This is a genomic window from Streptomyces sp. NPDC097129, from assembly GCF_055668065.1.
In genome coordinates this window covers 1-24605 of sequence record NZ_JBVOQE010000021.1, presented here as the reverse complement: position 1 = coordinate 24605, position 24605 = coordinate 1, and the positions used below count along the sequence as shown (strand labels likewise).

Genomic DNA, 24605 nt, shown 5'->3' with positions numbered 1-24605 from the left:
CGGGGCCGTACGTGACGTACGACCTCACCGAGCCGCCCCCACCCGCGCGGCTCCGCAGACCGGAGAACCCGATGAACATATCGACGCAGACCACAGACGCACCTCCTCCCACGCCCGAGCGCCCCGCTGCCGACATCAAGCGCGCAGCCCGCGGCGCCACCCGCCCCGGCGACCGGATCTTCCTCGGCCTCTCCCGTGGATCCGGCATCTTCCTGCTGGTGGTCATGGCCGCGATCGCGGTCTTCCTGACCTACCGCGCGTGCCTCGCGATCAGCAAGGACGACGGGAACTTCCTCACCACGTTCGACTGGAACACCAACGTCAACCCGCCGGTCTTCGGCATCGCTGTGCTGGCCTTCGGCACGGTGGTCTCCTCGGTCATCGCCATGGCCCTCGCGGTCCCGGTCGCGGTGGGCATCGCGCTGTTCCTCACGCACTACGCGCCGCGCCGCCTGAGCGGCCCCATCGGCTACGTGGTCGACCTGCTCGCCGCGGTGCCGTCCATCGTGTACGGCCTGTGGGGCGCCCTGATCCTGGTCCCCCACCTGAGCGGCCTGTACAGCTGGCTGGACGACTACCTGGGCTGGACCGGCGTCTTCTCCTGGCAGGGCGGCGCCGCGCGCTCGCTGCTCACCGTGGGCATCCTGCTCGCGATCATGATCCTGCCGATCATCACCAACGTCAGCCGTGAGGTCTTCCGGCAGACCCCGCGCATGCACGAGGAGGCGGCGCTCGCCCTCGGTGCCACGCGCTGGGAGGTCATCCGGATGTCCGTGCTGCCCTTCGGCCGCTCCGGCGTGATCTCGGCGTCGATGCTGGGCCTCGGCCGCGCGCTCGGCGAGACGATGGCCGTGGCCACGGTGCTCTCCCCGACCTTCGAGATCAAGGCCAGCCTGCTCGACCCGGGCGGCGGCACGTTCGCCCAGAACATCGCGAGCAAGTTCAGCGAGGCCACCGAGCTGGGCCAGGACGCGCTGATCGCCTCCGGTCTGGTCCTGTTCGTCATCACCCTGCTGGTCAACGGCGCGGCGCGCATGATCATCAACCGCCGCAAGGAGTACTCGGGGGCCAACGCATGAGCACCGCAGCCGTCGTCACCGACAAGAAGGGCTCGCTGCAGGGCGCCCGTCTGCCGAAGTGGTCCCCGTGGGCGTTCGCGGCCGGTTCGCTGGCCGTCGCCGTGGGCATCGGCCTGGCCGCCGGACTGGACAGCAAGGTCCAGTGGGGCCTGGTCGCCGCGATCCTGTTCGTGCTGAGCACCTTCACCGTCTCGGCCCGGATCGAGGGCCGCCGCCAGGCCAAGGACCGTATCGCGACCGCGCTGGTCTGGGTCTGCTTCCTGCTGGCCGTGATCCCGCTGGCGTCCCTGATCTGGGCGACCGTGCAGCGCGGTGTGAAGGTCTTCGACGTCTACTTCCTGACCCACTCGATGGGCGTGGTCGGCGACTCCGAGCCGGGCGGCGGCATCTACCACGCCATCCTCGGCACCCTGGAGCAGGTGGGCCTCGCCTCGCTGATCTCCGTGCCGGTCGGTGTCCTCACCGCGATCTACCTGGTCGAGTACGGGCGCGGCAAGCTCGCCACGGCCGTCACCTTCTTCGTCGACGTCATGACGGGCATCCCGTCGATCGTCGCCGGCCTGTTCGTCCTCAGCTTCTGGATCCTCATCCTGAACATGGGCTACTCCGGCTTCGCCGGGGCGCTCGCGCTGTCGATCCTGATGATGCCGGTGGTCGTGCGCTCCACCGAGGAGATGCTCAAGCTCGTCCCGAACGAGCTGCGCGAGGCGTCCCTCGCCCTGGGCGTGCCCAAGTGGCGCACCATCCTGAAGGTGGTCCTGCCGACGTCGATCGGCGGCATCACCACCGGTGTGATGCTCGCGGTCGCGCGCATCACCGGTGAGACCGCCCCGGTGCTGCTGCTGGTGTGGAAGACCAGCTTCATCAACGGCAACCCGTTCAAGGACCCGCAGGCGTCGCTGCCGCTGTACATCTACCAGCAGTACGCGAACAGCTCCGGCGCCAACGCGGCGTACGACCGCGCCTGGGCGGCGGCGCTGACCCTGATCGCCTTCGTGATGATCCTCAACCTGGTGGCCCGCGGCATCGCCCGCTGGAAGGCCCCGCAGACCGGTCGCTGACGCGGCCATACAGCGACCGACGAACTCTGGAAGTGACGTAATCATGGCCAAGCGAATCGACGTCAGCGGACTGTCCGCCTACTACGGCTCCCACCGCGCCATCGAGGACATCTCGATGACCGTCGAGCCGCGCTCGGTGACCGCGTTCATCGGCCCCTCGGGCTGCGGCAAGTCGACGTTCCTGCGCACCCTGAACCGCATGCACGAGGTCACCCCCGGCGGCCGCGTCGAGGGCAAGGTGATGCTGGACGACGAGGACCTGTACGGCACCGGGGTGGACCCGGTCGCGGTGCGCCGCGAGGTCGGCATGGTCTTCCAGCGCCCGAACCCCTTCCCCACCATGTCGATCTTCGACAACGTGGCGGCGGGCCTGCGTCTGAACGGCAACTACAAGAAGAGCGAGCTGAACGACGTCGTCGAGAAGTCGCTGAAGGGCGCGAACCTCTGGAACGAGGTCAAGGACCGGCTGAACCGGCCCGGCTCGGGCCTGTCCGGTGGTCAGCAGCAGCGTCTGTGCATCGCCCGCGCGATCGCGGTCGAGCCGAAGGTGCTGCTGATGGACGAGCCGTGCTCGGCCCTCGACCCGATCTCCACCCTCGCCATCGAGGACCTGATCGGCGAGCTGAAGGAGCGCTTCACGATCGTCATCGTGACGCACAACATGCAGCAGGCCGCCCGTGTCTCGGACCGCACCGCCTTCTTCAACCTGGCGGCGGTCGGCCAGCCCGGCCGGCTGGTCGAGATCGACGACACGGAACGCATCTTCTCCAACCCGTCGGTCCAGGCCACGGAGGACTACATCTCGGGCCGCTTCGGCTGACCCACCCCCGCGGCCCGCACAGCCACCCCGGCTGACCGGCCGCTCGGACCCCTCGCGGTGCTGCATGGCGGTGCCACCGCGAGGCGCCAAAAGGGCCCGCCCCCTGACTCCCAGGGGGCGGGCCCGTCGGCTTGCGCCCACAGCCCCCACCAGCCGACCCGCCCGCTCGACTGAACGGCACCCCTGCGGCCGACCCGCCCCCCCGGTCGCGGAGCCACCGCTACGGCCGAGCGGCCCACCTCCGCCGCCCCACCCACCTCGGCGGAGCCACCCCCGCGGCCGACCCGCCCACCCTCAACCGACCGCACCCCTCGGCCAACCCGCACCCCCTCGGCCCCCGCAGCCACCCCGGCCGACCGGCCGCCCAGACCCCTCGCGGTGCTGCATGGCGATGCCACCGCGAAGCACCAAAAAGGGCCGCCCCGTGGCTCCCAGGGACGGCCCCGTCGACTTGTGCGGTGGCGGCCAGCGGCCGAGCCGCCCGCTCGGCCGAACAGCACCCCTTGGCCGAGCCGCCTCCCCAGCGGAGCCACCCTGCGGCCGAGCGGCACACCTCCGCCGACCCACCCACCTCGGCGGAACCACCCCTGCGGCGGAACCACCCCTCGGCCGACCCGCCCCCGCGGCCGAGCCGCCCCCGCGGCCGAGCCGCCCCCGCGGCCGAGCGGCCCACCTAAACCGACCCGCACCCCCGCCCCCGCGGCCCGCGCAACCGCAGCCACCCCCGCCGACCGGCCGCCCGAACCCCTCGCGGTGCTGCATGGCGGTGCCACCGGGAGGCGTCAAAAAGGCCCGCCCCCTGGCTCCCGGGGGCGGGCCCGTTGGTTTGTGCGTGGTGGTTACAGGAAAGCCAGCTTCTCGACGCCGAAGACCGCGGCCGCGACGAGCCCCGCGGCCGGCATGGTGATGAACCAGCCGAGCACGATGTTCTTGGCGACGCCCCAGCGCACGGCGTTCACCCGCTTCGTCGCGCCGACGCCCATGATCGCGGAGGTGATGACATGGGTCGTGGAGATCGGCGCCTTGAAGAGGAACGCGGTCGTGAACATGATCGACGCACCCGTCGCCTCCGCCGCGAACCCCTGCGGCGGGTCCAGCTCGATGATCTTGCGGCCCAGCGTGCGCATGATCCGCCAGCCACCGGCGTACGTGCCCAGGGACAGCATCACCGCGCAGACGAGCTTCACCCAGACCGGGATCGGGTCGCCGAACGTCTCATGGCCGGAAATGACCAGCGCCAGCACGACGACACCCATCGTCTTCTGGGCGTCCTGCAGACCGTGACCCAGGGCCATGCCGGCCGCCGAGACGGTCTGGGCGATCCGGAAGCCCCGCTTGGCCTTGTGCGGGTTGGACCGGCGGAACAGCCACATGATCGCCGTCATGACCAGGTAACCCACCACCAGGCCGACGACGGGAGACAGGAACATCGGGATGACGACCTTGTCGAGGACGCCGTTCCACAGCACGTCCGTGCCGCCCGCCAGCGCCGCGCCCACCATGCCGCCGAACAGGGCGTGGGACGAGGACGACGGCAGGCCGTAGTACCAGGTGACCAGGTTCCAGACGATCGCGCCGACCAGCGCCGCGAAGAGGATGCCCATCCCCGTCGAACCCTGCGGCGTCTCGATCAGACCCTCACTGACCGTCTTGGCGACGCCCGACCCCAGGAAGGCGCCGGCGAGGTTCATCACCGCGGCCATCGCCAGAGCCGCCCGCGGGGTGAGCGCGCGGGTGGAGACCGAGGTGGCGATCGCGTTCGCGGAGTCGTGGAAGCCGTTGGTGTACGTGAAGAAGAGCGCGACCGCGACGGTCACGATCAGAGCGAAGGTGTCCATGGAGGGGTCAGGACTCCTTGACGGCGATGGTCTCCACCGTGTTCGCCACGTGCTCGAAGGCGTCCGCCGCCTCTTCCAGCACATCCACGATCTGCTTGAGCTTGAGCACCTCGATCGCGTCGTACTTGCCGTTGAAGAGGTGGGCGAGCAGCTTGCGGTGGATCTGGTCGGCCTGGTTCTCGAGGCGGTTGACCTCGATCCAGTACTCGGTCAGGTTCTGCATCGTCCGCAGGTTCGGCATCGCCTCGGCGGTGAGTTCGGCGGCCCGCGCCAGCACCTCGATCTGCTGCTCGACGCCCTTGGGGAGCTCCTCGACGTTGTAGAGGACGACCAGGTCGACGGCCTCCTCCATGAAGTCCATGATGTCGTCGAGGCAGGACGCGAGGGTGTAGATGTCCTCGCGGTCGAACGGCGTGATGAACGAGGAGTTCAGCTGGTGGAAGATCGCGTGCGTGGCGTCGTCGCCCGCGTGTTCCGCGGCCCGCATACGCTCTGCGATCTCGGCCCGGGCGGAAGTGTCCGCCCCGAGCAGTTCCATCAGGAGTTTCGAGCCGGTGACGATGTTGTCCGCGGACGCGGCGAACATGTCGTAGAAGCTCGTCTCCCTGGGGGTCAGACGAAAGCGCACGTGGGGTCCTCGGGATGCATCGGTTTTCGGTCAGGCTGATGCTAGGCGCATCATCCGGCCACGGCTAACGGGCCGCCCCCCAGTGTCGCCCATCAAGGAGACTGATCGGCACGGGGGCTTCGGCGGCCGTTTCCCCTTCTACCCGGCAAACTTCGGTACCATATACCCACCAGGGGTATATAGCCGTAATCTGGACACGGGTCGGCACACAGGGCAGCACACCGGGAGGACGCGATGACGACCGAGACAGGCGCTGGTGCGCCCTCCGCCATGGAGACGGACACCACGGCCGCGACGCCGGACGCGGTGAGCGACCACGACCGCGGCGTGCACGGGTACCACCACCAGAAAGCCGAGCACCTCAAGCGCCTGCGCCGCATCGAGGGCCAGATCCGCGGCCTGCAGCGCCTGGTCGACGAGGACGTGTACTGCATCGACATACTCACCCAGGTGTCGGCCTCCACCAAGGCGCTGCAGTCCTTCGCGCTGCAACTGCTGGAGGAGCACCTGCGGCACTGCGTCGCCGACGCGGCCGTCAAGGGCGGCGAGGAGATCGAGGCGAAGGTGAAGGAGGCCACCCAGGCCATCGCCCGCATGCTGCGCACCTGAGGCGGCGCCGGCGCGGGACCGCGCCGGTCACCCCCGCCGGTCACCCCACGCCGGTCATCCGTCGCGGGCGTCCCGCTCCTCGGCCACGCGCAGCACCTCGTCGATGCTCTCCATGCTGAGCCGCTCCCGGGCGGCCGAGGCGGCGATGATCAGCTCGCAGCACAGTTCTATCTCGGCGAGCGCCACATGGTCCTGAACCGCCGTACCGCCGAGCGGAGCCACGAGCCTCACCTCATCTCTGCCGTCACCGGCTTCCTAGAGTAGGGAGCGGCCCACAGCCCGCGCATGGCACGGAAGGGCTAGTCCTCGGTCACTGGGCGATCCGCCCGTCGTAGATGTCCGCACTCCTCGGCAGCCGTACGGCGACGGGGGCGCCGAAGTCGTACAGCAGCGTCGTGGAGGCGACCGCGACGGCGTCCTTCTTCTGCCCGTTGACGAAGCTGAACCGGTGCCGGATCTTGCGGATGCGGCCGGCGTCGTCGAGATAGACGTCGAACGGCACCAGCGCGGTGGCGAACCCTTTCGCCGCGGCGCGCAGCGCGTCCCGGTCGGCGGGGACGGAAGCGTCGCGCGCGGCCGCGGCGAGGTCGGCGGTGCCGCGGTAGTGCCGCACCGGCGTCCCCGCGACCTCGGTGCGCCCCACATAGGTCGCGGTCCGTGTGCCGCGCAGCACCTCGGCGGTGGCGAACGGGTCGGTCGCGCCGCCGGTGACCAGGTTGCCGTCGGAGACCTGGGCGGTCTCCACCCGCACCCATTTGTCGGCGGGCACCCCGGCGCCCCGGTTCTTCATGAACAGCGCACCCGGAGCGAGCAGTTCCGTGATCGGCCGGTGCTCACTGCTGCCCGCCGGATCCTGCGGCAGCACCACCCGCAACTCCCCGAGCCTGCGCCGGAAGTCGTAGACGCCCTCACCGCGGATCGTCACGCGGGTGCCGCCGGTCGCCATCTCCATCGCCGTGCGCGCCTTCGAACTCCCGGCGGCCTCCAGCCGGTCCGGCGCCTGCCGGAGCAGCCCGACGACGTCGCCCGTCCCGCGCCCGTCGTCGGCGGCGGCCCCGCTGCCGGAACACCCGGCGGCTCCGGCGCACACGCACACCATGACCCCGGCCGTGGCAAGTGCCCCGCCTCCGCGCCGCCGGCGCTGCCGCCGCTGTGCCATCGCCTGCCTACCCCCAGCCGGTACGTCCGTCGCGGGCCGCCTGTCGTTCCGGTTAACGACGGGTAGGTGCGGCCGTCACGGGCGCGCGGCGCAGCCCTGGCCGGCTGACGGCCCGTCGCCCACCGCCCGCTACGGTGGGTACGTGACCCAGATGGACGGTCCTGAGGCAGCCCGCCAGGAACACCGCACGACCACCGTCGAACAAGGCCGCTTCTGCCTGGCCCGCTGCACCTGCGGCTGGCGAGGCCCGGCGCGCCGCGCGCGAAGCCAGGCCCGCACCGACGCGCAGACCCACGCGAACACGCCGTGACCGTGGGGCCACGAGGGAACCCCGCGCGCCCCCACCCCGTCCCCACCCACAGAACCCCCACGGGACGGAGACGAACACATGGACCGGCGCACCTTCCTCGGCGGGACCGCGGCCGCCGCGGTCGCCACGGTGACCACGGCCGCCTGCACGGGCGGCACCGCGACGAAAGCGGCAGCCCAGACCTCGGGCCCCCTGCTGAAGACCGCCTCCGCCGCCTCCGTCCCCGCGGGCCTCGCCGCCCTCGCCCGCGACCTCGACGGCACCCTCGTCCGCCCCGGTGACACCGCCTGGACGGCCGCCCGCCAGCTCTACAACACCCGCTTCGACACCCTGAAGCCCACCGCCGTCGCCTACGTCGCGCACCCCGACGACATCCGCACCGCCCTCGCCTACGCCCGCGCCCACCGCCTCACCGTCGCGATCCGCAACGGCGGCCACTCCTACGCCGGCTGGTCCTCCGGCGACAACCGCCTGATCCTCGACGTCTCCCGGCTCAACCAGGTCCGCGCCTCCGGCACCACGGCCGTGGTCGGCGCCGGCGCCAAGCTCATCGACGTCTACCGCGCCCTGGCCGCGAAGGGCGCGACGATACCCGCCGGTTCCTGCCCCACCGTCGGCGTCTCCGGCCTCACCCTCGGCGGCGGCCACGGCGTGGTCTCCCGCGCCTACGGCCTGACCTGCGACAGCCTCACCGCCGCCACCCTCGTCACCGCGGACGGACGGCAGCTCACCGCCGACGCCAGGAACCACCCCGACCTGTTCTGGGCCCTGCGCGGCGCCGGCAACGGCAACTTCGGCGTCGTCACCGAGCTGCACTTCCGCACCCACCCCGCCCCGCAGGCCGTCACCGCGTATCTGAGCTGGCCGTGGTCCAAGGCGGCCGCGGTGGTCAAGGCATGGCAGGAGTGGGGCCCCTCCCAGCCGGACGAGATCTGGTCGTCGCTGCACCTGGCGAACGACACCGGCGGCACCCCGACGGTCACCGTCTCCGCCTTCTCCCTCGGCACCTACGGCGAGTTGAAGAACGCCGTCGACCGCCTCGCGCACGCCGCCGGGGCGAACGCCACCAGCGTCTCGCTGCGCCGCCGCTCCTACGAGGAGGCGATGGAGATCTACGCCGGCTGCTCGGCCTTCTCCGCCGACGCGCAGTGCCATCTGCCGGGCGCGACGCCGGGCCGCTCCGCGCAGGGCCTGCTGCACCGCGAGACGTACGCGGCCCGCTCGGACTTCTTCGACCGCTCCCTGTCACCGGCCGGCATCCAGACGCTGCTCGCGCAGATCCGGTCCGTCCGCGGCGGCACCGGCAGCTTCGCGCTGACCGCGCTGGGCGGTGCGGTGAACCGTGTCGCCCCGGCCTCGACCGCGTTCGTGCACCGCCGCTCCCGGATGCTGGCCCAGTACATCGCGGCCTGGCGTGCGGGAACCTCCGGTACGGCGTCCCAGTCGTGGCTCGCGACCGCGCACGGCGCGATGCGGCCGTACGCCTCGGGTGCGGCGTACCAGAACTACACCGATGCGACGCTGAAGAACTGGCGCACCGCCTACTACGGCGACGCCGCGGCCCGCCTGGCGCAGGTGAAGAAGACCTACGACCCGAACCGCTTCTTCACCTTCCCCCAGGCCCTGTAGGGGCTTGCCTCAGGCCCTGTAGAGGCTTGCCCCAGGCCCTGTAGGGGCTTGCCTCAAACCCTGCAGGGGCTCGCCTCAGGCCCTGCGAGGGCCCGGCGGCCGCTCAGGCGGCCAGGTCCCGTTCCTCGCTGCCGGACTGCTGCCCGGACCGCGCGTTCGGGATCAGCGCCTCCTGCTCGCCGGCCGGCAGCCGCCGGGAGCGGATCAGCCATCCGGCCCCCGACCGCTCCACGGCCTTCGCCACCGGCGTCAGCAGGGCCGTGGCGAGCGGCGACAGCAGCAGCGCCACGGCCGTGCCGAGGGCGAAGCCGCCGATGACGTCGGTCGGGTAGTGCACGCCCATGAAGACGCGGCAGAAGCCCTCGAGGAGCGCGAGTGCGATGCCGACGAGCCCGAAGCGGCGGTTGGCGACGAACAGGGCGACGCCCATCGCCATGGTGAGGGTGGCGTGGTCGCTGACGAAGGAGAAGTCGTTCTTGCCGGAGACCAGGACGTCCAGGCCCTGATGGTCGTTGAAGGGCCGCGGCCGCTGCACGAAGCCGCGGATGGGGACGTTGACGAGGACGGCGATGCCGGCCGCGAGCGGCGCCCACACCAGCGCGGCCACGGAAGGCGCGGCGTCCTCGCCGCCCCGGCGCCGCACGGACCACCAGCACCACAGCACCAGCAGGACCATGGCGAGCAGCAGCCCGTACTCGCCGACGAACTCCATGGCCCGGTCGAACCAGTGCGGAGCGTCCTTGGCGAGGCCGTTGATGTCGTAGAGCAGGTCGACGTCGGGGTTCGACCCGGATTCGGCGAGTCCAGCCATCGTGCTGCGGCCCCTTCGTCGTTGTCCCGGGCGCACCTCGCGTGCGCCGCTGCTGCCCACCCCCGTGGTTTGTAGACCCGCTTACGTCAGACGTGCGCTCGACTACGTCAACAGGAACGCACGGTCCCCGTTGATACGTTCCACACTCCACCGAATGATCACTCAGACGTTATCGAAGAGAGACTCATCGCCGCAGCTCAGGGGGTGGGTTCACGGAGGGTTCACACCGAGGTGGGGAGCGCTTTCGCGCCATCTTGGGTGACCCGGGTGGCCCCGAAGTAGTCGCCCGTGTCGATCGGATCGAACCGGATGACGGCCCCGGTGCGCGGCGCGTCGATCATGTACCCGCCGCCGACGTAGATGCCCACGTGGTGGATCTGCCGCGAGTCGACCGGATCGTGGGAGAAGAACACCAGGTCCCCCGGCAGCAGTTCGTCCCGCCTGGGGTGCGGCCCCGCGTTGTACTGGTCGTTGGCCACCCGCGGCAGGGTGATGCCGACGGTCTGGTAGGCGGCCTGCGTCAGGCCCGAGCAGTCGAACCGTCCGCCCTGCTCAGGCGTGCCCTCGCCACCCCACAGATAGGGCGTGCCGAGCTTCTTCTGCGCGAAGTCGATGGCGCCCGCGGCCTGCCTGGACGGGTCGACCCGGCCCACGGGCGCGGCGAAGCTGACCTGCAGCGTGGTGATCGTCTTCACGTAGTTCTGGGTCTCCCGGTACGGCGGCACGCCTCCGTACTTGATGACCGCGTACGCGCCCGCGTTGTAGGCGGCGAGCATGTTGTGCGTGGCGTCGCCGGGGACGTCCTTGACGTACGTGGAGAGTTCGCAGTCGTAGGAGGCGGCCGACGGAATCGCGTCATTCGGGTCCCAGATGTCGCGGTCGCCGTCGCCGTCGCCGTCGATGCCGTGCGTCGCCCAGGTGCCGGGGATGAACTGCGCTATCCCGAGCGCCTTCGCCGGGCTCCTGGCCGCGGGGTTGAACCCGCTCTCCTGGTAGAGCTGGGCGGCGAGCAGCGCCGGGCTGAGCGCGGGGCACAGATTGCCCCACTTCTGTACGAGGGCCTGGTACGCGGCGGGCACCGCGCCCTTCGCCAGGGCCCGGCCGGCTCCGCCGACGCCGTTCATGATGTTGCCGGCGACGACGTACACCCCGACGACGAGCAGCAGCACGAAGCTCACTCCCGCCGCGGCGGCCCCACCCGCCCAGAGCCACGTCCTACGCACCGTCAACCGCCCCTCACCGACCGGGAGTCCGCCCGCGCCAGTTTAGGAGCTTCCCACCCGGAATCCGGTGCAACCGAAGCTCTCGTAGTCGGCGGGGCCGCTTTTGACGTGATAGAGCACCACGGTCCAGTCACCGGGGTCGTTGGTGACCGGGATGGCGTTGTCGGACCTGCCCGGGAAGTGGCTGCGGAAGTCGTCGGGATAGGTCAGGTCGATGAAGCCGACGTCGTCCCCGGCCCGGTAGATGTCCACCGGCTTGCTCGTGTAGCCGATGTTCTTGCTCTCCATGAGCGCGTCCTCGTACGGCTTTCCCGTGTCGGGGTCGATCTCATGGGGCGGTTTCACGCCGACGGAGACGTAGTAGGGGGCGGGCAGCTTGCTCAGGAGCTTCGCCTCCTTGAAGCGGAAGGAGATCTTCGCCTTGGTCCGGACGGTGGCGGACGCCCCGTCAGCCACGTCGTCCACGCTCGTCTGCAGCTCACCGGGCGGGCTGACCGCCCCGACCATCGCGCACTGCCCGATGCCGTGCGCGGCCTCGTCCGGATCGTCCGACAGACGCCAGTAGTCGCGCGAGATCCGGTTGTTCTCGATGTACGCGGGCGGTTTCGCCTGCGCGACCGGGCTCGCGGAGGGCGCCGCGCCGCCGCGCTGCGCCTGCCGCCCCTGCTGGTCCCGCTGCTCCTGCTGCTCCTGCCCGTTCAGCGTGCGCAGGGCCACGGCGGTCCCCGACCCCACCACCACGGCGACGGCCAGCGTCACGATCCACGCGGTACGGCGGGAGCGGGACCGCCGCGTGGCTGCCGGCGGCGCGGCCGGCGCGAGGGTGGGGACGTAGCCCGGGCCCACGGTCGGCCGGGACGCGTCCGGCCGCGCCCCGTGGCCGGGCGGGACCAGCCCGGCCGCCACCGCGGCGGGAAGGTCCCGCGGGGCCGCCTCACCCTGCCCGGCCAGCCGCGCGTAGTACGGGTCCTCGGTCAGCGCGGAGCTCACCGCGCAGCGCGCGATGACCGCGTCCAGGGCGGGACGGCGGGCCGGGTCCTTGGCGACGCACTCCTCGATGAGCGCGGCCAGGGCCGGCTCGACGCCCACGAGGTCGATGTCCTCGTGCACCACGCGGTAGGAGACGGCGTGCCCGGCGCCGCCGCCGAAGGGGGCCCGCCCGGTCACCGCGTGGGCGACCGTGGCCCCGAGCGCGAAGACGTCCGCCTCCGCGCCCACCCGGTCGTGCGTCAGCACCTCCGGCGCGGTGTAGCCGGGCGTACCGGGGGTCAGACCGGTGTGGGTGAGCGCCGTGTCGGCCGCGCCCCGCGCGATGCCGAAGTCGATGAGCAGCGGGCCCTGCGGGGAGAGGATCACGTTCTGCGGCTTGAGGTCGCGGTGCGTCACGCCGTACGCGTGCACGCTCGCCAGCGCCTCGGCCAGCGCGGCGAGCAGCCGTGGCGCGCTGCCGGGCGGGACGGGCCCGTGCGCGGCCACCGCCTGAGCCAGCGTCGGTCCCGCGACGTACTCCGTGGCCAGCCACAACGGCGACGCGTCCAGCGAGGCGTCGATCAGGTTCGCCGTGTACGCGCTGTGTACCGCGCGGACCGTCTCCACCTCGCGGCGGAAGCGGGCGAGGGCCTCGGGATGGTCGGTGATCTCCTCGCGGATCACCTTGATCGCCACCAGCCGCCCACCGGGCGACCGCCCGAGGTAGACCTGCCCCATCCCGCCCGCACCGAGCCGCGCGAGCAGTGTGTACGCGCCTATGTGCGCGGGATCGTGAGCCTTGAGTGCGTGCACGGACCGACCCTGCCACAAAGATCATCGCCGCGCAGGCGGGTATGACGGGCGCTCAGCTCCGCGGCCGGGCCGGGCCGTTCAGCCGAGTCCCACCGCGTCCCGGTACGCCTCCGCCGCCTCCGTCCCCAGCACCACGCTGTAGGAGACGTCGTCCGTGTCACCGCCGCCCTCGAGGCCGCCCAGCACCCCCACGACCAGACCGTCCCCGCTGACCCAGGGGCTACCGCTGGTGCCGCTGCTGAATCCGGGACAGGTGATCCGCTGCTGGGTGCTGCTGTGCCGGGTCGCCTTGTTGGTGCACACCACCGGCGACTCCTGGTCGTCGGGATACCCGGTGACCGTGACCGCGGCCGCCCCGGGCGCCGTACCGGTGACGAACCGGTTGGCGCCGACGACGTCCTCGATGTGCTTGCCGCCCCGCGGCGCCAGCACCGCGAAGGCCACGTCGCTGTCCTCGCTGTGCCCCTCTTGCCACCCGTCGGGCAGCATCATCCGCTGCACCGGCCACGCCCCGTACGGCGCCCTGCCGTACCGGTAGCCCGGCACGAACACCAGATCGCCCTCGTCCTCGCTGCCGTCACCGCTCAGGCAGTGCGCCGCTGTGACGATGAGGTCGCGGTGCGGACTGTGCACCACGGAGGCGGTGCAGAAGTGCTCGCCTTCCCAGTCCGTCGTACCGGCGTGGAAGAGCGCCCCGATCCGGGCGCTCGGCGGAGTGGGCGCGGCATGCACGGTCACACCGAGCGCACGCGGCCAGGCGCGCGCGGCGGCACCGGAACACGAGGCACCGGCCAGCAGGACGAGCACACAGAACAGCGCGCGTCTGCGGGGGCCCACGGAGCGTGAGGAGCGCTTCATCGGCCACCACTGTGACGGACGAAGGTGAGAAAATCGTCAGACGCGCTGCGCCGGCGTCTGCCCGCACCACGAATACCGCGGCGTTCAGGGCGTTTCGACCAGGACACCGAACGCGACGCCCACCACGACAACGGCCATGACAGGGCTGCCTCCGTCCTTCATCGCACCGACACCGCACCGCATGCCCCGCGGGCGGCCCCGCACACCTGATGCGGCCCGCCCGGCACGGCAGCCCCACGCTACGACGCCGGGTCGCGCCGCGACACCCGAACGGCGCCACCCCGGTGAAAAGCGCGCTCAGGCGTTCTTGGCGACCCCCGCCGGCAACCCCACCCCCGTCAGCTCCTCCGACACCGTCCACAACCGCCGCGCCGCCAGCGGATCGCTCGCCGCGGCCGAGCGGCCCACCAGTGCGGGCGACCCGCGCAGCTCGCCGAGGCCGTCGGGGCCGACGTAGCTCGCGCCGGGCAGGTCCTCGACCGCCGCGTACAGCGTCGGCAGGGCGCCGGCCCGGTCGTCCTGGGCGAAGAAGCGGTTGCCGGCCTGCATCAGCGCCCGTGTCACCGGGCTCGCCGCGTGGCTCTGCAGATTGGTCGCCGCGTAGCCGGGGTGGGCGGCGAGGGCGCGCACCGGGGAGCCGGCCTCGGACAGGCGGCGCTGGAGCTCCAGCGTGAAGAGCAGGTTGGCGAGCTTGGACTGGGAGTAGGCGAGCCGGGGGTGGTAGCGCCGGTCCAGGTTCAGGTCGTCGAAGTGGATCGCGGCGCCGGGCCAGCGGTGCGCGCCGGACGACACCGTCACCACGCGGTCGGTGAGGTGCGGCAGCAGCAGGTTGGTCAGCGCGAAGTGGCCCAGGTGGTTCGTGCCGAACTGGGTTTCGAAGCCGTCCTTGGTCCGGCCCCGCGGCACCATCATCACGCCCGCGTTGTTGACCAGCAGGTCCAGCGGCCCCTCCCAGCCGGCCGCGAACTCCTTCACCGAGGCCAGATCGGCCAGGTCCAGCCGGCGCACCTCGGTACTGCCGCGCACGCCCGCGGCCGCGGCCCGGCCCCGCTCCTCGTCCCGTACCGCGAGGACGACGTGCGCCCCGGCCCCGGCCAGCGCGCCGGCGGTCACGAGGCCGAGGCCGCTGTTGGCCCCGGTCACCACCGCCGTACGCCCGCTCAGATCCGGGATCGCGGACACGTTCCACTTGCTCTGCCTGTCAGCCATGGACCCAATGTAGACAGCGCCAACAATGCTGTCAACGACAACAAAGCTGGCACCGCCAACAATGCTGCTACCGGCAACATCGGGATACGATGACCCACATGCCCGCAAGCCGCCCCTACCACCACGGTGACCTGCGCGCCGCCCTCCTCAAGAGCGCCGAACGCACCCTCCGCGACAAGGGCGCCGGCGCACTCTCCCTGCGGGAACTCGCCCGCGACATCGGCGTCAGCCACGCCGCCCCCGGCCGGCACTTCAAGGACAAGCAGGCCCTGCTCGACGCCCTCGCCCTCACCGGCTACGAACGGCTCATCCGGGCCCTGCACAGCGCCGACACCCCCGGACACCCCCTGCCGCAGCGCCTCGCCTCACTCGCCCGCGCCTACCTCGGGTTCGCCATCGACAACCCCGAGCTGCTCGAGCTGATGTTCGCCCGCAAACACGACCCGGACGCCCAGCTCGCCGACGCCGTAGAACGCTCCATCGGCTCCCTCACGCACCTCGTCGCCGACGCACAGCAGCGCGGCGAACTCGTCGCGGGCGACCCCGAGCGCATCACCATGGTCATGGCCGCGAGCCTGCACGGCCTCGCCGCCCTCGTCGCGAGCTGCGCACTCCCCGCACAGGAGGCCCTCGACGGCCTGGACGACCACGTCCACCACCTCCTGCACGGCCTCACCCCGCGCCGGCCCTGACGCTCCGGCCCTGACGCTCCGTCACCACGCTGGCCGCACACGGGGCCAGCGCGCCCTCTTCCACCGGCCGGAGATAGCCTTCACCCTCGGAACAGTCACACGACCGCTCACCCGATCAGCCGTCAGAAACGGCCCAGGTCACAAGAGGGCGCAACGACGGAACCACACGACTGGTTCCGCTCCGGCCTCATTGCCCGGCGTGACCTGCCGTGATACACAGAGTGACCATACGACTCTTCGCAAGCCGTTCGTACGAAACCCGCCAGCGAATGACGCCAAGTCGACATACGACAGCGGCATCGTCGGCGAGAATGAGGCCTGACCTCTGCACACCGCAGGGGACTGCGGAACTACCCAACAGGGGCGGTGACTTACATGCTCTTTGCGGCCGACAAGGGAGACATCAACACCATCATCGGCGGGATCGCTCCGGACTGGGGCCCGTTCGGCAGCCTGGGCAACGAGGCCAAGGTGATGATCGAGGTGGTGATGGCCGTCGCCATCCTGCTCTGCCTCGGCATCGCCGTCTGGGGCGCCGCCAAACAGCGTATCGGCGCCACCGCCCTGCGGGACACCTTCAGCGCCGAACAGGGCAAGGGACTCATCATCGCGGGACTCACCGGGGTATTCATCATCGGTTCGCTCGGCACGCTGTTCACGATCGTGTACGGCATGGCCGTGTAACAGGCGTCTCCCGTCCCCCCTCCCGTCCCACCCACCTGTCGTGCCCACCGGCTGAGGTTGCGTTTCCCTGATGTCGAGTCACCACACCGCGCCCGCGCGGGAACCAGCACGGCTACCGTCGTACTCCTACGCGTTCCGGTACGAGGTGTTCTTGAACGACGTCGAGGGGGCGTACGCGGCATGAGTCTCGGGGACGAGCACGACGCGGCCGGCGGTGGGTACGGCGGCAGCGGCCAGACGCGCACACGGCTGCCGGAACGCTCCGGCGACCCCTACGGCGGGGCACGCCGCCCCGGCCGCGGCTCCTCCTCACGGAGCATGGTCACGGTGGTCGCGGTGGTGGTCCTCCTCATCGCCGCCATCGCCTTCGCCAACCGCGGCGGTGACGGCCCGTCGTCCGGCACGGCGTCGGGCAACAAACCCAAGGCGGCCCCGACGGCGGCGACGGGAGCGAAGCCGGTCCAGACGAACACGTCAGGCATCCCCACGGGTTTCCCCCACGACCAGCAGGGGGTGCAGTCCGCTGCCGCGAACTATGCGGTCGTGCTGGTTTCAGCCGACATCCTCATGCCCACCCGACGCACGGAGATCGTCCAGCAGGTCTTCACCGCCGACAAGCAGCAAGGCCTCGAGGCCAAGTTCGACCAGACCTATTCCAAGGAGTTCCTGAGCAGCATCGGCCTGGACGAGAACGGCAATCCGGCCGCCGGGCAGACGTACGTGTCCCGCACGGTGCCGATCGGCACCAAGGTCACGAGCTACACGGACGCGACCGCCACGGCCGAGGTCTGGTGCACCGGGCTCTACGGTCTGGCCGGTGAGAACTCGACCAACCCCGTCACCAGCGACTGGTTCACCATGACGCTGCAGCTGCGCTGGTCCGACGGCGGGTGGAAGGTCGACAGCTTCTCGCAGAAGAACGGTCCCGCGCCCGTGCCCGGTGACGACAAGGCGTCCAGCGCCGACGAGATGGCCAAGGCGGTCCAGGAGTTCGGAGGGTTCACTTATGCCCGGTAGCCCACGCCGCGTCCTCAAGGTCGCCGCCGCGCTCACGGCCGTACAGACGGCAGCCGTGCTGTTCGCCACGCGCGCCCTGGCAGCCCCCACCCCTTCGCCCTCGCCTTCCGCCTCCAACGGCAACTGTGACCTCATCGTCGGCCCCGCCAAGGACTACTGCGAAAAAGGCAACGGCGCAGCCCGCGGCAGCCGATCCGTCACCCAAGACCCCACCGCCACCCTCGACCCCCTCTCCTCCCTCGCCAAGGGCTGTGCCGAGGCCGCGTCCTGGACCGTCGACAAGCTCAGCGCGGCCGTGAAGGAGACGGCGAACGTCGACTTCACCAACCAGAAGTTCCTCCAGCAGTACGCCGTCGTCTTCGCCGCGTCGACGATCCTCACGCTCCTGCTGTGGCTGCTGGCCGTGGCCAAGCGAGCCGTCCGCGGCGTCCCCCTGAGCACCGCCGTCTCCGAAGCCGTCGGCTTCCTCTGGCTCACCGTGCTCGCCTCCGCGTTCACCCCGCTGATCCTCTACACCGTCGTCTCCGCGGCCGACGGCGTCAGCGACGTGCTCGCGAGGACCACCGGCAACCAGGCCGACACCTTCTTCGGCACCTTCTCCGCCGCCCTGAAGAAGGGCGACAACATCGGCGGCGGCCCGATCATGCTGATCGTCGTCTCCCTGGTCAGCATCCTCGCCGCCGGCGTCCTGTGGCTGGAACTCGTCATCCGCGCCGCCCTGCTCTACGTCGGTGCCCTGCTCGGCACCGTCGTCTACTCCGGCCTCGTCGACAAGAACATGTGGGGCCACGTCCGCCGCTGGGCCGGCATCATGATCGCCGTCATCCTGATCAAACCGGTCATCGTCATCGTGCTCGGCCTCGCCGGCGCCCTGTCCTCCGGCGACGGCCCCGACGCGTTCTCCGCCGTCGTCTCCGGCCTCGCGATCATCCTGCTCGCCATCTTCGCCTCGGCGATGATCTACCGCTTCGTCCCCGGCTTCGGCGACGAGATCGTCAACTCCCGCAACAACCGCATCATGCAGGGCGCCGAAAGCAAGGCCGCCGCCGTCATCAGCTCCCCGGCGAGCCTCGTCGCCCAGGGCATCAAGACGCACAGCACCCGCGCCGACAGCAACGGCGGCCAGGCCCCCGGGTCCGCGCCCAGCACCCCCCGCCAGGCCAACCCCGCCTCCGGAGGCGTCGCCGCGCACAGCGCGCGCACCTCGACCGGTGGTGGCGGCGGAACTGTCCCCTCCGCCGCTCCCCCGCCCCGCGCGAACAACCCGGTCAACACGCCGCACGCCAGCAACACCCGCAACAGCAGTACCAACCGCACGGGAGGTGAAGGGCGTTGACGACCGAGTCCCACGTGTCCCATCCGGTCACGCCCCGCCGTACATATCTGATCGGCCGCGCCCGGCCGAACGCCATCGTCGGACGCAACCGCGAACCCGGCGAGCTCGCGCTGATCATCATCGGCGCGTTCCTCGGCATGATGTGCGGGCTCCTCGTCCCCGTCCTGTCCCTGCGCATCGTGCTGCTCATGGGCTTCCCGCTGCTCGCGCTGGCCGCGGTCTACGTGCCGTACAAGCGACGCACGTTCTACAAGTGGTTCGAGATCAACCGCAGCTACAAGCGCACCCTGAAGCAGGGCACCGCCTACCGCTCCGGCGCCGTGGAGGCCGGCACCCGGCTCGACGGCAAGGAGATCGAGGTCGGCCCGCCGCCCGGCATCGGCCGGATCAACTGGCTCGCCGCCCCCTTCGGCCCCGACGAGATCGCCGTACTCCTGCACGCCGACCGCCGGACCGTCACCGCCGCCATCGAGATCGAGGGCCCCGGCGTCGGCCTGCGCGACAGCGAGGACCAGGAAGCCCTCGTCGACCGCTTCGGCACGCTGCTCAAGCACGTCGCCAACGGCGACGGCTTCGTCACCCGGCTGCAGATGCTCGCCCGCACCCTGCCCGCCGACCCCGACGCCCACGCCAAGGACGTCGCCGTGCGCGGCGACGACAAGGCGCCGGCGTGGCTGCAGCAGTCGTACGAGCAACTGCAGTCGATGGTGTCCACGTCCAGCGAGCAGCACCGCGCCTACCTCGTCGCGTGCATGCACTACACCCGCGACCTCGCCGCCGAGGCCAACGCCATGGCCCGCGCCGCCCGCGCCCACGGCGGCAAGGCCGACCGCGACGCCGGCCTCGCCGTCGTCATGGCCCGCGAACTGACCGACATCTGCTCGCGGCTGCAGGAGGCCGACATCCGGGTCCGTCAGCCCCTCGGGCAGGGCAGACTCGCCTCCCTCATCCACTCCATGTACGACCCGGACCACCCGATCGACCACATCCAGGCGATGACCAAACGCAACGCCTGGCCGGCCGAGCTGGACGCCCGCGAGCCCACCTTCCTCCAGGCCAAGACCCGCGAGTCCTCCACCCGCGCCCCCTGGTGCCACGCCACCGCCTGGGTCAAGGAGTGGCCGATGACCCCGGTCGGCGTGAACTTCCTCGCGCCCCTGCTCGTCCACACCCCCGACGTCATCCGCACCGTCGCCGTCACGATGGACCTCGAACCCACCGAGGTCGCCATCGAACGCATGCTGACCGAGAAGACCAACGACGTCGCCGAGGCCTCCCGCGCCGCCAAGATGAACCGCACCGTCGACCCGCGGGACATCGCCGCCCACACCCGGCTCGACCAGCGCGGCGAGGACCTCGCCAGCGGCGCCGCCGGAGTGAACCTGGTCGGCTACATCACCGTGTCGTCCCGCTCCCCGGAGGCACTCGCCCGCGACAAGCGCACCATTAGGGCCTCGGCCGGAAAGTCGTATCTGAAGCTCGAGTGGTGCGACCGCGAGCACCACCGCGCCTTCGTGAACACACTTCCGTTCGCCACCGGCATCCGAAGGTAGGGGCTGATTCGCCGATGCGGGATCCGCTGTCCGTCCTCACCGACGCCTTCACGTCCTTCCTGTTCGGGAAGGTCGAGACGACCCGGCTGCCCGTGCGCACCTCCACGGGCCAGGCCCAGGCGGTCTACCTGCCGACCGCCGCCCCCGGCCTCGGCGACTCCGGCGTCATCATCGGCCGCGAGGTCTACTCCGGGAAGGGCTACATCTACGACCCGTTCCAGCTCTACGGCCAGCAGCTCCCCGCTCCGCACTGGCTGGTCCTCGGCGAGTCCGGCAACGGCAAGTCGGCCCTGGAGAAGACGTACGTCCTGCGCCAGCTGCGCTTCCGCGACCGCCAGGTCGTCGTCCTGGACGCCCAGGGCGAGGACGGCGTCGGCGAGTGGAACCTCGTCGCGCAGGAGCTGGGCATAACGCCGATCCGGCTGGACCCGACGGCCGCCCTGGACCACGGCATCCGCCTCAACCCGCTGGACCCCGCGATCACGACGACGGGCCAGCTGGCGCTGCTCCGCACCATCATCGAGGTCGCGATGGGCCACGGCCTGGACGAACGCGCCGGCTTCGCCCTCAAGGTCGCCCACTCCTACGTCAACGAGACGATCGTCGACCGCCAGCCCGTCCTGTCCGACATCGTCGAGCAGCTGCGCCACCCCGAGCCGGAGTCCGCCGAGGCGATGAACGTCGCCATAGACGACGTCCGCGCGTGGGGCCTGGACGTCGCCCTGGTCCTGGACCGCCTGGTCGACGGTGACCTGCGCGGCATGTTCGACGGACCGACCACCGTCGGCATCGACCTCGACGCCCCGCTGATCGTCTTCGACCTCTCGCACATCGACCGCAACTCCATCGCCATGCCCATCCTCATGGCCATCGTCGGAGTGTGGCTCGAGCACACCTGGATCCGCCCCGACCGCAAGAAGCGCATCTTCCTGGTCGAAGAGGCCTGGCACATCATCAACAGCCCGTTCGTGGCCCAGCTGTTCCAGCGCCTGCTGAAGTTCGGCCGCCGCCTCGGCCTGTCCTTCGTCGCGGTCGTCCACCACCTGTCCGACGTCGTGGACGGCGCGGCCGCGAAGGAGGCGGCGGCGATCCTGAAGATGGCCTCGACCCGCACGATCTACGCCCAGAAAGCCGACGAGGCACGGGCCACCGGCCGCGTCCTGGGTCTGCCCCGCTGGGCGGTGGAGATCATCCCGTCGCTCACTCCCGGTATCGCGGTCTGGGACGTCAACGGCAATGTCCAGGTGGTCAAACACCTGGTCACGGAGGCGGAACGCCCCCTGGTCTTCACCGACCGCGCGATGACCGAGTCCTCCCTCGACCACGACGCCCTGCGCGCCGCCGAGCTGGAGGCCGAGGAGCGGGCGGCGGCGTTCATGGAGGAGCATCTGGCCGACGTGGACGGCTCGTCCGAGTCGACGGTGGCCTAGGCACGGCGGGGAGGGCAGCGCAGCCATGAGACCGGGTGACGACCGCGACGGCCGCCGCGGCAACCAGGGCGGCATCCCTGACGGCCTGCTCGTCGGCATACTCGCGTTCCTGCTCGGCATGACCCTGCTGGTCTGGACGGCGACGGGCCTGGCCGGCCTGTTCGCCCACGGCGCCTGGCCGGCGGCGGTCACCTTCACCCGCACGCCGGCGGCCATGCGCCACCTGATCGGGCGGCCCCACGACGTCGCCGGCGCCTGGCCCGACACCCCGGCCGGCGAACTCTCCGGCTACGGCCTGTTCTGGGGCCTGTTCATCGGCCAGCTGATGGTGCTGCTCGTCCTGACCGTCTTCGTCATGGGCACCCTGGCCCGCTGGCGGGCGGGACGAGCGCGACGGCGTACGGAGGCGGCGGCGTCGTCGCCCACGTCACCCGCGCCGCCTGCCCAGCCGGACGTGCACGAGGTCCCCGCGCCCCGGGCGGAACCGGAGCCGCCGGAACCGCTGCCGGCGACGGAAGCGACGCCCGAACCCGCCGCCTCCCTCCCCCACGGCACACCGGTGACCGGCTGGGAGACACCCGATGGCCCGGTGCACTACGCCCCCCGGGAAAGCCGCCTGCTCACGGCCGTCCAAGCCGTACGCGACGCCGAGGGCCCCCTGCTGGTCGTCACCTCGAACCCGGCCGTCTGGCAGGACACCAAGGACGCCCGCGCCAAACTGGGCCCCACCCACCTCTACGACCCGGCCCACCTCTGCGACACCCCGTCCCGCCTCCACTGGTCCCCCACCACCGGCTGCGAGGACAAGCAGACGGCGAAGGAGAGAGCCACCGCTCTCCTCACCCCCGTCCGCCCCACCTCCCGCCTGGACCAGGCGGTCGGCGACACCGCGGAAACCCTTCTGCGCAGCTACCTGCACGCCGCCGCCGTCGACGGCCGCACCCTCCGCCACGTCCACCGCTGGTCCCAGGGCACGCAGATCCAGGACGCGGTCCGCGTCCTCCGTACGAGTCCGAAGGCCGCCGCAGGCTCCGCGGGGGAACTGGAGGCCGCGCTCACCGCCCACCCCGACCGCCGTGACATGGCCCAGGAACTGCTGACGCGGGCCCTGTCCGCCCTGTCCACGGTCAACATCCGCGAGGCGTGCACACCCAACCGAACTGATGCGCTCGCCTTGGATTCCTTCGTTCACGAAGGGGGCAGTCTCTACGTGGTGGGCGAATCCCTCGAGGACCCCAGGACCCGGCCGGGCGCGATGCCCTTCCTGACGGCCCTCGTCTCGAGCGTGGTCGAGCACGGCCGGCGCATGGCCGAACGGTCATCCTCCGGTCGGCTCGACCCACCATTCACGCTCGTCCTGGACGACATCGCCGCCGTGGCCCCGCTCCCCCAGCTCCCCGAGCTGCTGTCACGCGGGACCGATCGGGGCCTGCCGACCCTGGCCCTGCTCCGCTCCCGCGAACAGGCCCGCTCCCGCTGGCCCCACGACGAACTGCCGGTGTGACCGGCAAGGGGCGGGCCGGGCCGGCCGGCCTTCAGCCCCGTTCCAGCACTCAGTCCCGCTCCAGCACTCAGCCCCGCTCCAGCACGAACTCCAGCTCGGCCTGCCCGGGCGCCCCCGGCAGCGGCACGGTCAGCCCGCTCGGCACGAACCCGGCCTTACGGTAGAAGGCCTGAGCGCGCTGGTTGTCCTCGTGCACGATCAGCCGGGCCCGCTCCAGACCGATCCCCCACGCCCATTCCAGCGCGGCATCGAACAGCGCCTTCGTCAGCCCGGATCCACGGTGCTCGGGCCGCACGTAGACGCCGACGATGTGCCCCTGCCGCCGCCTCACGGGATGCCCGGCCCAGTCGGTCGTCCCGGCCTCCTCGACGAGTACGGTCACCGAGCCGACCCAGCGCCCGTCAGCGCCCTCCGCGATGAACTGCCGTGCCCCGGTGCCGCCTTCACCCGAACCGGCCGACCGCTCCTGCCAGTAGGCGTCGGACCGCTCTGCGGCCTGCTCGTAGGTGTCGAGGAAGGCGAGATGCGCGAGCGGGTCCCGCAGGGCCGCCAGCCGCAGCTCCTTCACGGCCTGCCATTCCTCGGCACGTATGGGGCGGATGGCGATGCCGTCGCTGGTCAGGGAGTTCATGCGGCCACAGTAGTCAGCGACTGCTCCCCCCACACCTGCTATTCGGCCGCCGTTGTCAGTGCCCGCACTTACCCTGAGGCCCATGACGACTCTGCCCGACAGACCCCATTGCGCACTGCTCATCATCGACGTCCAGAACGGTGTGGTGGACCAGGCCCACAACCGGGACGCCGTCGTGGCGAACATCCGCACCCTCACGGAGAAGGCCCGCACAGCCGCAGTGCCGGTGATCTGGGTGCAGCACTCCGACGACGAGCTGGAGTACGGCAGCAAGAGCTGGGAGTACGTCCCCGAGCTGGTCCGCCGCGACGACGAGCCGCTCGTCCACAAGAAGTACGGCGACTCCTTCGAGGAAACGGACCTGGAAGCCCTGCTGGCGGAGCTCAAGGTGGGGCGGCTGGTGGTGACGGGCGCTCAGACGGACGTCTGCATCCGATCGACCCTGCACGGCGCGATCGTCCGTGGCTACGACGCGACCCTGGTCGCCGACGCCCACACCACGGAGGACCTGACCAAGTACGGGGCGCCGGCCCCGGAGCAGGTGATCGCACACACCAACCTGTACTGGCAGTGGCACTCGGCCCCCGGCCGCAAGGGTGGGACGACGACCACGAAGGAACTGACCTTCTGAAGGTTCCAGATGTGCCGGAAACGCAGAAAACCCCGCACCATAAGGTGCGGGGTTTTCTTCAAGAATTGTTCGGCGGCGTCCTACTCTCCCACAGGGTCCCCCCTGCAGTAC

At 71.1% G+C, this 24605-nt stretch carries 24 protein-coding genes; 14 read left to right on the top strand and 10 right to left on the bottom strand.

What is annotated here, in order from left to right; all coding sequences use genetic code 11:
* Positions 1-71 precede the first annotated feature (71 nt).
* From pstC to pstB, 3 genes are read left to right on the top strand one after another with little or no spacing between them, the layout of a single operon-like run.
* A complete protein-coding gene (gene pstC, locus AC0B9F_RS35880) occupies positions 72-1079 on the top strand; it encodes a phosphate ABC transporter permease subunit PstC (protein ID WP_472009715.1) in 1008 nt (335 codons plus the stop codon).
* Positions 1076-2140 (top strand): phosphate ABC transporter permease PstA, encoded by a 1065-nt coding sequence (gene pstA, locus AC0B9F_RS35875; protein ID WP_472009713.1) that lies wholly within the window; start codon positions 1076-1078, stop codon positions 2138-2140. The genes pstC and pstA overlap by 4 nt, the downstream gene beginning before the upstream one ends.
* A 43-nt stretch (positions 2141-2183) precedes the next feature.
* Positions 2184-2960, top strand: a complete 777-nt coding sequence (pstB, locus tag AC0B9F_RS35870) for a phosphate ABC transporter ATP-binding protein PstB (RefSeq protein ID WP_472009711.1) — start codon at positions 2184-2186, stop codon at positions 2958-2960.
* A gap of 839 nt (positions 2961-3799) precedes the next feature.
* Here the strand turns inward: pstB and AC0B9F_RS35865 are convergent.
* On the bottom strand, positions 3800-4798 hold the full coding sequence (locus tag AC0B9F_RS35865) for an inorganic phosphate transporter (RefSeq protein ID WP_472009710.1): 999 nt from the start codon (positions 4796-4798) through the stop codon (positions 3800-3802).
* Between the two features lie 7 nt (positions 4799-4805).
* Entirely contained in the window at positions 4806-5426 is a 621-nt protein-coding gene (locus AC0B9F_RS35860; protein ID WP_472009708.1) for a DUF47 domain-containing protein, read from the bottom strand.
* Positions 5427-5660: 234 nt separating this feature from the next.
* On the opposite strand from AC0B9F_RS35860, the gene AC0B9F_RS35855 reads away from it, so the two are divergent.
* On the top strand, positions 5661-6035 hold the full coding sequence (locus AC0B9F_RS35855) for a metal-sensitive transcriptional regulator (protein ID WP_472009706.1): 375 nt from the start codon (positions 5661-5663) through the stop codon (positions 6033-6035).
* Positions 6036-6089: 54 nt separating this feature from the next.
* Here the strand turns inward: AC0B9F_RS35855 and AC0B9F_RS35850 are convergent, their stop codons facing one another.
* Positions 6090-6257 carry a hypothetical protein gene (locus AC0B9F_RS35850; protein ID WP_472009704.1) on the bottom strand — a complete coding sequence of 56 codons (168 nt, stop codon included), beginning with the start codon at positions 6255-6257 and terminating at the stop codon, positions 6090-6092.
* 88 nt (positions 6258-6345) lie between these two features.
* The gene (locus AC0B9F_RS35845) at positions 6346-7194 is read right to left on the bottom strand and encodes an SCO4651 family lipoprotein (protein WP_472009702.1); all 849 of its coding nucleotides are present in this window, start codon (positions 7192-7194) and stop codon (positions 6346-6348) included.
* Between the two features lie 142 nt (positions 7195-7336).
* On the opposite strand from AC0B9F_RS35845, the gene AC0B9F_RS35840 reads away from it, so the two are divergent.
* Positions 7337-7504: a hypothetical protein gene (locus tag AC0B9F_RS35840; RefSeq protein ID WP_472009812.1), complete on the top strand. Its 168-nt coding sequence runs from the start codon at positions 7337-7339 to the stop codon at positions 7502-7504.
* A gap of 78 nt (positions 7505-7582) precedes the next feature.
* Positions 7583-9133, top strand: coding sequence for an FAD-binding oxidoreductase (locus AC0B9F_RS35835; protein WP_472009700.1), 1551 nt, complete (start codon positions 7583-7585; stop codon positions 9131-9133).
* 103 nt (positions 9134-9236) lie between these two features.
* Here AC0B9F_RS35835 and AC0B9F_RS35830 read toward each other — a convergent pair whose 3' ends face one another.
* The 5 genes from AC0B9F_RS35830 to AC0B9F_RS35810 form a co-directional block, all read right to left on the bottom strand.
* Positions 9237-9944 (bottom strand): phosphatase PAP2 family protein, encoded by a 708-nt coding sequence (locus AC0B9F_RS35830; RefSeq protein ID WP_472009698.1) that lies wholly within the window; start codon positions 9942-9944, stop codon positions 9237-9239.
* Positions 9945-10165: 221 nt separating this feature from the next.
* The gene (locus AC0B9F_RS35825; RefSeq protein ID WP_472009696.1) at positions 10166-11173 is read right to left on the bottom strand and encodes a C40 family peptidase; all 1008 of its coding nucleotides are present in this window, start codon (positions 11171-11173) and stop codon (positions 10166-10168) included.
* Between the two features lie 36 nt (positions 11174-11209).
* On the bottom strand, positions 11210-12949 hold the full coding sequence (locus AC0B9F_RS35820) for a serine/threonine-protein kinase (protein ID WP_472009694.1): 1740 nt from the start codon (positions 12947-12949) through the stop codon (positions 11210-11212).
* A gap of 78 nt (positions 12950-13027) precedes the next feature.
* Positions 13028-13807: a trypsin-like serine peptidase gene (locus AC0B9F_RS35815; RefSeq protein ID WP_472009692.1), complete on the bottom strand. Its 780-nt coding sequence runs from the start codon at positions 13805-13807 to the stop codon at positions 13028-13030.
* Positions 13808-14104: 297 nt separating this feature from the next.
* Positions 14105-15016, bottom strand: a complete 912-nt coding sequence (locus AC0B9F_RS35810; protein ID WP_472009690.1) for an oxidoreductase — start codon at positions 15014-15016, stop codon at positions 14105-14107.
* 89 nt (positions 15017-15105) lie between these two features.
* On the opposite strand from AC0B9F_RS35810, the gene AC0B9F_RS35805 reads away from it, so the two are divergent.
* The 7 genes from AC0B9F_RS35805 to AC0B9F_RS35775 all read left to right on the top strand — a co-directional run bounded on the left by AC0B9F_RS35805 (position 15106) and on the right by AC0B9F_RS35775 (position 23232).
* A complete protein-coding gene (locus AC0B9F_RS35805; protein WP_472009688.1) occupies positions 15106-15708 on the top strand; it encodes a TetR/AcrR family transcriptional regulator in 603 nt (200 codons plus the stop codon).
* 375 nt (positions 15709-16083) lie between these two features.
* A complete protein-coding gene (locus AC0B9F_RS35800; RefSeq protein WP_014673544.1) occupies positions 16084-16392 on the top strand; it encodes a hypothetical protein in 309 nt (102 codons plus the stop codon).
* A gap of 180 nt (positions 16393-16572) precedes the next feature.
* The gene (locus AC0B9F_RS35795; protein WP_472009687.1) at positions 16573-17409 is read left to right on the top strand and encodes a DUF8175 domain-containg protein; all 837 of its coding nucleotides are present in this window, start codon (positions 16573-16575) and stop codon (positions 17407-17409) included.
* The gene (locus tag AC0B9F_RS35790; protein ID WP_472009685.1) at positions 17399-18745 is read left to right on the top strand and encodes a hypothetical protein; all 1347 of its coding nucleotides are present in this window, start codon (positions 17399-17401) and stop codon (positions 18743-18745) included. Before AC0B9F_RS35795 ends, AC0B9F_RS35790 begins: the two co-directional genes overlap by 11 nt.
* Complete coding sequence (locus AC0B9F_RS35785; RefSeq protein ID WP_472009683.1) at positions 18742-20298, top strand: SCO6880 family protein; 1557 nt, start codon at positions 18742-18744, stop codon at positions 20296-20298. The genes AC0B9F_RS35790 and AC0B9F_RS35785 overlap by 4 nt, the downstream gene beginning before the upstream one ends.
* A 14-nt stretch (positions 20299-20312) precedes the next feature.
* Entirely contained in the window at positions 20313-21728 is a 1416-nt protein-coding gene (locus AC0B9F_RS35780) for an ATP-binding protein (protein WP_472009681.1), read from the top strand.
* Positions 21729-21753: 25 nt separating this feature from the next.
* The gene (locus AC0B9F_RS35775) at positions 21754-23232 is read left to right on the top strand and encodes a type IV secretory system conjugative DNA transfer family protein (protein ID WP_472009679.1); all 1479 of its coding nucleotides are present in this window, start codon (positions 21754-21756) and stop codon (positions 23230-23232) included.
* 67 nt (positions 23233-23299) lie between these two features.
* On the opposite strand, the gene AC0B9F_RS35770 is transcribed toward AC0B9F_RS35775, so the two are convergent.
* The gene (locus tag AC0B9F_RS35770) at positions 23300-23863 is read right to left on the bottom strand and encodes a GNAT family N-acetyltransferase (protein WP_472009677.1); all 564 of its coding nucleotides are present in this window, start codon (positions 23861-23863) and stop codon (positions 23300-23302) included.
* 82 nt (positions 23864-23945) lie between these two features.
* Here AC0B9F_RS35770 and AC0B9F_RS35765 point away from each other — a divergent pair, with 82 nt between their 5' ends.
* On the top strand, positions 23946-24494 hold the full coding sequence (locus AC0B9F_RS35765) for a cysteine hydrolase family protein (RefSeq protein WP_472009675.1): 549 nt from the start codon (positions 23946-23948) through the stop codon (positions 24492-24494).
* Positions 24495-24605: the final 111 nt, after the last annotated feature.